Raw genomic sequence first — 12548 nt, 5'->3', positions numbered from 1 at the left:
TTCAATTGTGCACAACTTAATTAGCAAAGGAAGACCATGATCATGGATAACGATTCAAAACTGAAGCTTGAGAATCAGCTTTGCTTTGCACTCTATGCAAGCTCAAAAGAAATCTCAAGCATGTACAGACCGATGCTTGAACCTTTAAAGCTTACCTTCCCTCAGTACCTTGTCATGCTCGTTCTTTGGGAAAGCAATCATCTGAGCGTTAAGGAAATCGGCGAGAAGCTGATGCTTGATTCCGGAACTCTCACCCCGATGCTGAAGCGACTCGAAGCAGCGGGGTTCATACAGAGAACGCGTTCGGCAGAAGATGAGCGCAAAATGACGATTAGCCTCACCGGCAGCGGGGAAAAGCTAAGAATAGAGGCATCTTGCATTCCCGATCAGGTTGCCCCCAAATTGGGGTTATCCATAGAAGAGTACAAACTGCTTCTTAAAACCTTAAGAAATCTGACATTTCATCTAAAACAAGGAGGAAACAAATCATGAATGCACTTTACACAGCAACAGCAACGGCAACAGGCGGACGCGAAGGACGGATCCAATCTTCAGACGGACAGCTTGATTTCGCTGTCGCTATGCCAAAAGGTCTTGGCGGACAAGGCGGAGACGGAACAAACCCTGAACAGCTTTTCGCAGCTGGCTACTCTGCTTGCTTCGACAGCGCCTTGAATCTGGTTATTCGCCAAAAACGCATTAAAACTGAAGGCACAAAAGTAACGGCCAATGTTTCCATCGGAAAAGATGAAGCGGACGGCGGATTCAAGCTTGAGGTTGAACTGGAAGCAATCATAAAAGGCGTAGATGACGCGACAGCGCAAGAACTAATCGAAGCCGCTCACCAAGTGTGCCCTTACTCTAAAGCAACTCGCGGAAACATTGATGTAGACCTTAAAGGCAGAGCGGAATAATAGAATGAATGAGAAAAGCTGAACCTTAACCGGTTCAGCTTTTTTGTTTATTTTTGATTGGGCTGCGCCGGTGGAATATAGCTTTTAGGCGCGCCTGACCCGCTCCGCTTTAAAGCAGCGGGGGAAGGAGACTGCGGTCTTCAATCCCATGTCTCCCAAGGGATTGCACGGTACGGTGGCGGAGCTTTAGTCTGATAGAGAGCAGCGGGACTGGCACGGTGCCAGTCCCGTTATGCTTTACCGCATCCGGGGACAGAGACACTCTGTTGCGAAGCCTTATGCACCAGCAGTCTGCAGCGTCGGTGCCAGAGCTTTAACCCTTTAGCGAAAGCCGGGTCAGACACCTGCTCAGCCTTAGTTCCGCCGATTAAAGAAAATCCCGTTTAGCCAGTCATTTCCAAGGCTTCCTAGCCGTCACACACACCGTCATTTCAGGCTTCACCCTTTTAAACTTCATTGAAATTCGTCCAAATCCGCATGCAGATAAATCATCATAAATTTGCTTGCCGAACATTTTCGTTTTGTTGGGGCTCGCGTTTTCTTCGCGCGGCTGCATGGTGATGGCAATGGTTCCGCCGGGAATCATGGCTTCATATAGATGGGATAGTCCTTTTCTCGGTTCGTCCCAAATCGTGTAATTATTGACGGAGAGAATTTTATGATAGGAATTCGCAGGGATTCGAGCTTCTCCAATATCCGCGGCCGAGAGTTCTGTTTTACCGGCTTCTATATGATCCTTTAGACGGATCGAAGCCTGCTCCTTCATTGTTTCAGAAATATCAATCCCGTCTGCTTTCACCACAGGATAATTTTTGAGAATGTATTCAAGAGCGTATCCTGGACCGTATCCAACCTCAAGCACCTTGTCGCCCCGCCGGACTCCCAGTCTGGATATGGTCCATTGGTTGATAAACTGATTTTCCCGGGCCATGATTTTTCCGGTTATGACCCCAATCCAGCCTTTCGGTTTACTGAAATTTCTCCTGATCATGCTTATCATCTCGGCACCTCTTTGTTTCGTTTTACTTATTACTATCACGAAACGCTGAATTCTAAACTATCCTATGCTTTTTAATTTTTTATAGTTGCAAAGAACGGTCCATCCCTTCTTCTCTCTTGCTATGAGAATCCGAATCGGACAAAATAAAGACAGCAAACTAAAGAGGAGTCCGAACCCATGAATACGATTATTCTTGCCGGCGGCGGGCATGCCCATCTTGCCGGAATCGCGGATGGCTCATTAAGGCATTTTCCGCATACAGAAATCATCCTTATTTCTCCGTCTCGCTATCAATATTATTCCGGCATGTTTTCCGGGTTTACGGAAGGTATTTACAGCGAGGAGCAAATCCGCATAGACCTTAGCGTTTTATCCCAAAAGCATGGCTTTACCTTCATTGAAGAAGAAATAACGGCGATAGATGAGGCAGCTAAAGAGGTCATAACATCCTCTGGGCGTTCTTTTTCCTATGGCTTGCTGTCATTGGATATAGGCTCCGCTCAAGCAAGTTCTCCCTCCATTCTGCCGATTAAACCGAATTACTCTTTTCCGGAAGCGATCCGTTCCTTTAGAGAAGCAGATCAGCCGGTTATTGTAGGCGGTGGTGCTTCAGGAGTGGAGCTTTCTCTTGCAGCAGCTGGTTATCGGCGTCTGAACGAAATCGGGAGCCCTGTTACGCTGATCAGCGGAGGACCCCTGCTTTCTTCCGCACACAATCGAAAACTTCTTCAAATCTGCCAGCAAAAAGGGGTTACCGTGATTCAAAATAAAAAAGCCCGGCTGCTTGGCAGCGAGGCGATTGATGATGGAGATACACGGATTCCTTTTTCCCATTTGCTTTGGCTGGCCGGCCCCGAGGCTCCTTCTCTTTTTAAAAACTCCGGACTTCGTATTGACGGGAATGGGTTTTTACCGGTTGATGAACGCTTAATGCATAGCCCTTCCATTTTTGGGGCGGGAGATTGCGTGTCCATCAATCGATATCCAGAGCTCCCGAAAAACGGAGTTTACGCAGTCCGCCAATCCAAAGTGCTGTGGGAAAACCTGAAAAGAACGGCTGAAAAACGGGAGCTTGTTCCTTTTCAGCCTCAACGGCGGTTTCTCGCTATTTTATCGACTGGCGGAAAAGCGGGACTCCTCACCTACGGCCGATTCCATTACCATGGAAAAACAGCTTGGAACCTAAAGCACGTTATTGACCAGCGGTATATGAATTCTTTTTAAGCCGGCGGCGTTTCATCGGGTGTACCGGAGACTCCGAAAACTCGAAGGAAAGAAATATGTCAGGCATGAGCAGATCGCTCATAAAGTAGGGGTTTACCTCGGGACGATCGATGCTCGGAATTTAACGAATGTTCATGTGACAGTTCCGACGAAAGCTTCCGTTTATACGATGCAGCATAATCTTCTCCTTAATGATCTGGTTCTCTTTTATGAGTTTCAGGCGGAGAACCAGGGAGTTCAGTTTACTTATCGGACGGAAAGAGAGATTCGTCACTCCATGATTGGAGAGGGAGATAATCAAAGTAAATTAAAGGCGTATAACGCGAGCCGGGAACGTATTCCGGATGCGGTGTTCTTTTTCAAAAATGCGGAAGGAGTGGTCACAACTACCTGGGTAGAGCTAGAACTCAATAAAAAAGAACGGAAACGGTATGATGAAAAATTTAAGCTTTTTGAGGAATTACTCTCTAGTAAACGCTTAGACGATCAGCCATATTCTTATGACCAAGTGATCTATTTCGCAGATGATGTGAAGATTCATAATGTAGTCAATGACGCCAAGCGACGATTAGTTAACGCAGATAAAATTTCAATACGGAAAATTCCATCTGTTATTATTCATGAACGTTGGGAAGAGGTGATGCCAAGTGGATCCAATGGCGAAAGGCCAGGACCAGACGCAACAGACTGAAACGGATCGAATGATTGGTGATGTGGTCATCTACGGTTTGATTGGAATGATCGGGATTCTCTTTTTTATTCCGGCCCTACTGGGAATGCTGATTTTTGCTGTATTGCACATGTTCAAGCGAGAATGGTTTTTCTATGTGGGTTTAGGATCCGGATTTCTGATTCTATTATGGCAATTTCAAACCGGGATGCTTCTTACCTATTTTGGATTGATTTCAGAAATGAATATCCCGTACCTTTCAACTGGATCTGAACGACTACTGAATAATGGAAATCCTATCTCGGTTTCTGCGTCATCTTATTGGGTATTAATGGGACTCTCCTTTCTCTTTTCCTTTGGATTTTTCATCTTTGCCAAATTCTTTTGGAAAAGGCGAGTCAAGACCAAATCCGGAGAGGTGCAGAAGCAAAAGGCGCAGCACCGGTATAAAACGTTCAGAAAGAACCGGGTGAAGTTCTTAGAGAATAAACAGCACTCCGCACTTGGTGGCTCTATTATCCGCATTAGGTGGCTCAAAAGTTTGCACTAGTGGCTCATTCTTTCTGCAATATTCAGGAACAGCGCTGACGATGATTCTCTAGTTCAATCCAAATGAATTCGATATGCCAAGCATAGCTATGACGGACTCGTCGAATTTTCTTACCGTGGCGGTGGATTTTTTCAGGGCTAACGGGTCATAAAATACACTGATCTGGTTCCCGGACAGGGAATACCGAAGGTTTCTCTGATGAAGAAGGAAGCGTCAAGAATGAAAGTGGCAAGGATAACAGTACTGTAGACCCTTGTCGGTGCTAGAAAAGTTCCATCTGTTAAATTAGTAAATTTCTTCTTTTTTCAGAAGTTCAGTTTTGAAAGATATTACAAATCAATCATTAAGTACACAAAAAAAGAAGAGTGAACAAACTCTTCTTTTTTAGTAATTAAGCACGATTCCCCAACGAATTTCCTTTAGTTTAAATAACCATCTTCAGTAGTGTGTATATTATACTAAAACCTGCTCAAACAGGTTTCACTTTAGTGTTTACTACAAAGAAGCAGATTTCTTAAGAAGAAATGAAATACATAAATGTAGGTTGAACGAGAATATACAAATAAAAGCTAGGAGCAAGCCTTCTAAAATAGTGACGCCTTTAATTACATAATAAATTAAAACAATAATTGGGAAAATATTTACCATAGCAATACCGTTTTTTATTGATCTTTTCGTAACAAAATAAAAAACAGCTACAATACTAGAGATGAAAACCATTATTGATGGCACTACAACAAAAAACACAATTGCAACATCGAAATATCTATATTCGTTCGTAAAGTGTGTAAAATCTCTAAAGTACACTATAGAATATCCTGATAAAAGTATTCCTGGGATAATCCATAACCAAAAGAATATGTTAAATAATGTTTTAGATGTTTTCAAATGATACTCTCCTATACTTTAATAATAGCGTTTAGTGTTCCATATCTTTTTATAGTGAAAATCTGTCACCTTTGTTTCATCTGTAATCAAGTATCCTTTATTTTTAGCTGCTGTAAAAGCAGAACTAACACTGCTAAATTTATTTGCATAGTTACGCCCATAGTGATTATTATTAAAATCCATAATGTTACCTTTAGAGAAAAATTTTTTAAAAAAAGCGTAATTAGCCTTAGAAATAGTTAGTGCATATTCCTTACCCTCAGTCAACCAACCTAACATATCAGCAAAAGCATATTGTGCTGATTTATTTGATTCCCAACCTTTTTTCTTATAATAATTGTATTGAGAAGTGTAATAATTTCTTGAGGGATTTAGTAGTGCCATTCCCCATTCATGATTAGTTGTTACTATTTTAGCAGCTTTGTATCCTGTCCCCTTAAATGAAAGAAAATTCCAAGTGAAATGGCGATAGGCATCCTTTAACCATTTACTATTTGGATATTGGGCAGCTGATATATCTTTCGCTTGATACTGATAATTCACACCTATTTTAGTTATGTTAATTTTGGAAACCCCTTCATCTAAATCTAAATAAGTTTCGATGAGATTTCCATTTATTCTATCAAAATTTATCTGGTATGGTGTCAGTTTTAGAGGTACAGCGGTGCCTTCATTACTTAGGTCTTTAATTGGCTCTATATTATCCTCTTCAAACACAACTTCTTCTTCAGTATCTATTTCTGGCTCAGGCATCTCAGAAAAAAAAGGTGTCAATTCATTATAATATTGGATACTTACTTCTGTCTCAAGAGAAGATGGTAAGCCATAAATATTTTCTTTAAAATCTGTATAGTTTTCATCTGTAAATTCATCTATATTTTCAGGTAAGGGAATTATGGTAGGCATAAATGCAGCCGACATTTCAGATTCTCCAAACTCTCCATACCCACTAACTCTTATCCAATAGTTTTTGCTATCCCCATATTTCCCTAGTGAGTTTTTATAAACTTGCGAAGGATCCAATGGCAAATCCTCACCAGTCCCATCTAAATGAAGCTTATAGTGTCCTAATTGCCTTTCTTCAATAGTTGGCCATAAACCTGCATCCAGACTACTCCAAGATGTAGTATTACCTACATCAATAGGTTCGTATTCTTTTCCATTAAACAACCAGACTTTATAACCTTTAGCACCTGAAATTTCATCCCATTCTATTTCTATAAAGCCTTTGTTCAGGTCATCATCTAGAGTAAATGCACTGCCCTCTGGGCTAAATATTTCAGTAGGAAGAGAAGGTGTTACTGGTACTGAAGGGATACTTTCACCTTGACTATTATATGCACTTACCTTAAACCAATAATTCTTATTTGTGGGATATCTCCCACCAGAATTTAAATAGACTGGAGAAGGATTGGTAACCATTTCACTACCTATTTCTGTTGGCAAATGGTGCAAAAGATATCTCCCATTTTCTATCTCCGATTTATTGGGCCAAATATGCTGTTCTTTCGTAGACCATTGAGTGACATTACTAACATCAAAGGACTCATAACTAATTCCATTAAAAATCCATACTTTATAACCTGTAGCATTCAATACTGGTTTCCATTTAAGATCAAAATAGCCTGTTTCATTCCCATTAGAATATGCCGTTACTTCAGGAGCAGTGGGCTCTGAAACTAATGGTATATAAGGGGTGATAGGATCGGCAAGTAAGCTCTCTTCTCCTGAAGTCATGATTGCACTAACCGAGATGGCATAATTTCTTCGATCGATATAAGTGTCTCCACCTGAACTTTTGTAATAACTTTGAGGATTTGTTGGTAAATTTTTCCCCTGATCAGGCCATATACTCCGATCTAGAGTAGACCATGAGGTACGATTCCCTACATCATATGGTTTGTATTCTTTTCCATTAAATATCCAAACTCTATATTTAATTGCCCCTTTTACTTCATTCCAGGATAAATCAATATATCCCGTGTTATCCCCTAAATTATATGTGCTAGCTTTGAAATTTATAGGAGCTAAATAGCTATAGGAAATGTTCAAATGTGGTGCCTTGTCATAACCAGTGTTTTCAGATGATACAAACTTTTTCCAGTAACTTTGTCCATTCCCATTGGTATGAAGCATAAATCCGTTATTTGCTTGCTTACCGCTTACCCAGTCCTGCAGAGTATCGGTAATATCGAACGTTGCCCATTGCCCTTTATACACATTAACAGAAGTTAGGTTGCTGGTAGAAGGCTTTGTATTCCACGTGAGCGTGCCAGCATTCCAGCTTCCATTTACTTTATCCAACCATACTCCTGTTGGTGTTGTTGGATAGTATGAATGGGTAGTAAAGACATTGAGCTTTGCCCAATCAATGTTTGCATATTGATATCTTGTTACATCTTGCTTTAAGAATGCAAAGTTGTTTCCTGTCGTACTATCGTAGTTCCCAACCTTTAAAACATACATACCAAGGCCAGAATCCCATGCTCTGCTGCCCTCGTAGTTGGTTGTTGGATAAGCACTTGAAACATAGGTATCCGTGGTTTCAAAGATCTTGGTTGTTGGATCAATATATACTGGGTATACTCGAGATTCATCTTTTAACCAGGCATCGTCCGCTATAACGGATAAGATCCAGCCAGTCGATGACTTTTCAAGATGATATTGTACATTTTCAGATTTTTGCGATTCGCCAGAAGCTGAATCCATGTTCGAGTCATTCATGAACGGTTTTGGCAGACGGTAAATTTCTTCCTCATTATTGTCTAAGAAGCTAATCTCGCCTTCCTCTGTTATACGTGCAGTGAGATTGGTTTCGATATTAAAATTAAATGTATTGTGCCCTTGATATTTTGAAAGAATGATATCTTCTTTGACTGAGTCATTAAAAACGACATTTCTCAATGATAGATTTGGCAGGATATTCTCGTACGTGATTTTGTTATCCGTGTACTCTGCGTTTACTGCAGGTTGGCTACTTGTGGTGATTTCACCTGCTTCCCCTTCAGCAGAGAGCAAGCTATAGGACAATTGATGCCCGTTTTGCTTGAATGTCACATAATGACCTTTCTCCGCAATTGGTTTAAAAAAGAAATCAATTAACGTAGATTTCGGCTGGATGACCTCCTCCGATTTACCAGACTGTTGTATGACTTCCTTATCAACATCGGTGGAAATTTCCTCTAGGTTTCCCTCTTCTTCTACAAACACGGGTTTACTGAAGATTTCCTTTGTGTAAGATCCATCGCTATTTTTAAACGTGGTGGAGTTTTCCGTTCGAAGATTTGTAACCTCTTTCGAAGCGGTTTTTGGAAGCTCTGGAGCTGGTGGATCAAGTGGTTCTTCTTGAACTCGTGGTTCTGCCTGAACGGGTGTCTGTTCCCCTTCAGCAGCTGAAGCGTTGATTTGATTAAACGGTATGCTGGTAAATGCCAGCAGCAAGGCCAACAGTAGACTTAAAGTCTTAGTAATGGTTCCGGACCTCATAATATCCCCCTACAATATAGTAATATTTGTCGCATAAAGGAAATTTATGCTCACGAAGATATATATTACTTTTATGTAAGGGTAAAGGGAATAAGCCTATTTACTCATGGGTTTTAGAGTAAAAAATCCAATTTTAGGAATTTATTTAAATATCTCTCTATTAAAATGTAAAATTTGTTTATAATGGTTTATTAAAGAAATTACTGATGTTATTATACCTAGTTACAGTGAGAGTCTTAAGGTTCAATCTAATTTTACCCTGAAAATTTTGTCGATTTTTCTTCTAAGAAACAAGAAAATCAAACAAAAAGCATGTTATAGTTTTATATAAAAGATTGATCATTTCAAACAAAGTTCGATCATTTAAAATAAAGATTGATTAAAAGTAATAACCTCAAATTATATATGCCCCGTTTTATATAAAAACTAAATTCAAATTCACATAAAAGGAATTCATTTTAATCAATCTCTTTTCAAAAAATATTCCTTTTAACTGCCGTAAAGTGCAGGTTCGAGCGATATTTATGATCAAACTTTATTTCAAAGCTACATCAGCATTGTAATTTTTTATGTGATTGACTGCAATTCCACCTCTCTTTTCCACCGTTTTATGACTTCAGTAAAGGTAATTTCTTTCCAAGGCTGCTGCCATTCGTTATTAAATAAAATTGACTGCGATTTAGGCTCTGGATTAGGTTTTTCCATCTTAATAATTGTAGGCATTATTATTGAATCTCCTACAACAATGCACTCGCCAGGAGATAAATTTGGTAATACTTCTCCAATAGTATTTGTACTTTCAGGCATCAGATTTTTAATATAATTTTGATCGCTGTTATTAGTTAATCTCAAAGATATAAAATTATTACATTGAGCAAAAATTGTTTCAGATACTTCAGACGGCCTTTGACTCACTACCATTAGGCTTAGACCATATTTTCTACCTTCTTTAGCAATTCGCTCTATCGATTTTTTTGAAGACTTAAATTCTGCATTATTCGATCTTGGAATGTAATTATGTGCTTCTTCACAAACTATCATAACCGGTACATCATTTAGTTGTTCTTTATCATGTTGTATTTTAGAATAATGAAAACAAAAGTCAAAGACTAGTCTGGAAATTAGACTAACGGTAATGCTCAGTACCTCAAATGGAATTCCACTTAAATCAACGATTGAAACATTAGCTTTATTAATATATCCCATAAATTGCTTCATAATTTCTTCGAAATCTTCACTTACAAAATGAGTAGAATCAGATTTTTGAGGATTTAAAAGAAAAGCTAATCTCTTGTCCGATAGTTTTGTTTCCAAACGAGACGAAAAACGGTTGAATTCTCCGTAGAAAGGTCCGTTTGAAGCTTTACTGTTGGCAGAAGTGGATTGAGGTACAAACTCATTTATTTGTTCAAAGTAGTATTGTTTTCGATCCCTTACTAATGTCCCATCATTCAATTTAGGGCAATTTTCTCCGCTTAATTTACTAACAACTTCTCTGTTCATGTTCTCAATATAATTGTAAACTTCCTTAATACTGAAATAAACAGGTGTATCGTAGGTTATATCATTTAAATTTTGGTTGTACTTTTCTTTATTTAAAATAACAGCTTGTTTAAATATGGATACTTGATTATGTGAATTGTTTTCGTTGCTTTCAATAAATAGGCACTCTAATTCCTCAGAATTCATTAACCAATATGGTAATTTTAAATTATCTATTGTAAGGTTATTTAATACAAAATTATGTTCCTTGGCCAATGTGAACGCAGCTGTATATTCAGAGTGAATGTCAAAAATTATTATGTGTGAATTTTTTTGTTCACTTAAATTTAAATTACCTCCATTTTGGATACCAACTACATTTTGCAAAATTTTTGCAACAGCACTTGATTTACCTGAACCGGTTGAACCAACAATAGCAACATGTTTACCAAAGAATTTATCGCCGCTAATCTTTACTTCTATTTCTCTATTTTGAGCGAGTAATCCTAATGGAAAATCATACTCATGAGATGTACTGAAAATGCGATCTAACTCCCCCTCTCCAAGTATATATGCAGGTTCAGTAGGGACAGGAAGTGTGTTGCTTCCTCTTTCAAACTTGTCATCTATTAAACTGCCTATTGGTTGACTCTCAATATGAAGTTTTAAATCAGTATCGATTTCATAATTTATTACTCTTATATTATTGATAACACATACTACAAAATTATGATTACCGTCAGCAATTTTCATATGTTTGCCTACTTGCAGATAAGTTTTATTTGCTTCAAAAATGGTAAGAGAATTAATTTCGATAATAATTGAGCTAGGTGAACTTGAAAGTACTTTTCCAATTGCATTACTCATATGTATCACTCATCCCCATAATAAATTTAATTTTCTCTATTTCGTTAATATACATATGTTCAATATTTATATCTTCAGTGTCTAATTCACCCGGTAAATTCTCCATAAATAAAAAACAATCTTCACATTTACATTCATTAATAATCCCAATAGCCTCTTTATCAAAATGTATTAACTTTAAATCAAATTCCCTGTAAAAAGACTTACTAATCTTTCCTCTAACAGGATCAATAATGAATTTACCTTTATCAAAAATTCCTGCAACCAAACCATCATTTACTTTTACTTTTTTTCTATGTAATCTTTGTATAATGTTCAGATAGATATCCAACGGGCAATCTAAGCAAAAAACAGGAGTCTTATCGTGTATTTCTTTGAAATGATACTTAGTTAGATATTCGCAAATAAAGGTAACGATATTCTCATTAAAATTTTCTATAGTGTCTACGGAGATAATAAAGTATCGTAATCTTGAATTTTTGGTTAAGTTAATACGTAGTTGTTGTTTTTTTAGTTTCATAATCTTATCTAATGTTCGCAACTCTTTAGTCCATCGGGAAAGAGAAGCTTTCTTTACTTTTAGTAATTCATTAAGTAAGTCTTTTTTTAGTATTACTCTTTGATGAGGTTCACGAAGAATGCTAAGTTCTGCTATTTTTTGAATTGAATTTGGGTAAATTAAACTTTCAAGGTCGCTTTCTGGCATACCATTCTCAACAAGTGCTTTATAAATACTTTTTATTAATTCATCAAGAGATGGTCCAAATTCAACAGTAAATCTTTTGCAAAACTCAGTATGATTTTTTTCAGAATTTTTTTCGATTAGTTTTTTTAAATTCTTATCACTAGATTTAAATATCGTTTCAATATCTTCACTACTTAAAAATTGTTTGGTCCCTATTTTTTCATTCGGGAAGTGAACAAATAGCCTATACTCTATGTCTGCGTTCGAATTACTGTGAAAATGATCCATCATTTGTAATATTGGTTTATAAATACAACTTAATGTGAATTTCTCTTTTGTTTCATGGTACTTACACTGAATTGCTTTAGTAACTAAGTCAGTTTTCACTTCAATATCTTCTATAATTCCTTCAACTGTTATTTCTGATTCATCCGATCCATTTAATACCTCCAGAAGTGTTTTGTTGAATTGATATATAAAACCTTGAATAGTGTAATTTGCACTCCGTGACATACACTTCCTCCATTAATAATCATTTTAATATAACCAACTCAACTTTCGCAGGACAAATTAGGTAGGTAAGCCTTGATATAATTGGGCAGACCAGCAATCCATTGCATAAGTTGACTTTTAATCATGTTCCTGACTTTCTTTGAACTCATTTTAAGGGCATCTTCAAGAAGCCCAACCAACTGCTGAAGGGCTTCGGCCCAATCTAAATCATGGATTTCGTCGCATAGTTCATAAAACATTCCTCCGAGTGTTCTCTGGTCTGTAATGCA

General features: G+C 37.8%; 9 protein-coding genes and 1 pseudogene. 5 read left to right on the top strand and 5 right to left on the bottom strand.

Annotation, left to right across the window (positions count from 1 at the left end; all coding sequences use genetic code 11):
• Nucleotides 1–42: 42 nt before the first annotated feature.
• The gene (locus tag AS29_RS06935; protein WP_035404351.1) at nt 43–492 is read left to right on the top strand and encodes a MarR family winged helix-turn-helix transcriptional regulator; all 450 of its coding nucleotides are present in this window, start codon (nt 43–45) and stop codon (nt 490–492) included.
• Entirely contained in the window at nt 489–914 is a 426-nt protein-coding gene (locus AS29_RS06930) for an organic hydroperoxide resistance protein (RefSeq protein WP_035404349.1), read from the top strand. The genes AS29_RS06935 and AS29_RS06930 overlap by 4 nt, the downstream gene beginning before the upstream one ends.
• 391 nt (nt 915–1305) lie before the next feature.
• Here the strand turns inward: AS29_RS06930 and AS29_RS06925 are convergent, their stop codons facing one another.
• Nucleotides 1306–1914, bottom strand: coding sequence for a class I SAM-dependent methyltransferase (locus tag AS29_RS06925; RefSeq protein ID WP_035404347.1), 609 nt, complete (start codon nt 1912–1914; stop codon nt 1306–1308).
• A gap of 177 nt (nt 1915–2091) precedes the next feature.
• Between AS29_RS06925 and AS29_RS06920 the strand changes: the two genes are divergently transcribed.
• From AS29_RS06920 to AS29_RS06910, 3 genes are read left to right on the top strand one after another with little or no spacing between them, the layout of a single operon-like run.
• Nucleotides 2092–3138, top strand: a complete 1047-nt coding sequence (locus AS29_RS06920; protein WP_035404345.1) for an FAD-dependent oxidoreductase — start codon at nt 2092–2094, stop codon at nt 3136–3138.
• Between the two features lie 19 nt (nt 3139–3157).
• Nucleotides 3158–3829, top strand: a complete 672-nt coding sequence (locus AS29_RS06915) for a hypothetical protein (RefSeq protein WP_035404343.1) — start codon at nt 3158–3160, stop codon at nt 3827–3829.
• Entirely contained in the window at nt 3786–4358 is a 573-nt protein-coding gene (locus AS29_RS06910) for a hypothetical protein (protein WP_035404341.1), read from the top strand. Before AS29_RS06915 ends, AS29_RS06910 begins: the two co-directional genes overlap by 44 nt.
• 906 nt (nt 4359–5264) lie before the next feature.
• On the opposite strand, the gene AS29_RS06900 is transcribed toward AS29_RS06910, so the two are convergent.
• From AS29_RS06900 to AS29_RS21705, 4 genes and pseudogenes are all read right to left on the bottom strand, one after another.
• A complete protein-coding gene (locus AS29_RS06900) occupies nt 5265–8732 on the bottom strand; it encodes a DNRLRE domain-containing protein (RefSeq protein WP_051860491.1) in 3468 nt (1155 codons plus the stop codon).
• A gap of 567 nt (nt 8733–9299) precedes the next feature.
• A complete protein-coding gene (locus AS29_RS06895) occupies nt 9300–11081 on the bottom strand; it encodes an ATP-binding protein (RefSeq protein WP_035404337.1) in 1782 nt (593 codons plus the stop codon).
• On the bottom strand, nt 11074–12279 hold the full coding sequence (locus AS29_RS06890; RefSeq protein ID WP_035404335.1) for a hypothetical protein: 1206 nt from the start codon (nt 12277–12279) through the stop codon (nt 11074–11076). Before AS29_RS06890 ends, AS29_RS06895 begins: the two co-directional genes overlap by 8 nt.
• 38 nt (nt 12280–12317) lie before the next feature.
• Nucleotides 12318–12548, bottom strand: a pseudogene (locus tag AS29_RS21705) (IS4 family transposase); the annotation flags it as partial.

Source organism: Bacillus sp. SJS, assembly GCF_000732485.2.
Taxonomy (GTDB): domain Bacteria; phylum Bacillota; class Bacilli; order Bacillales; family Bacillaceae; genus Metabacillus_B; species Metabacillus_B sediminis.
This window is presented reverse-complemented; position numbering and strand designations above follow the sequence as displayed.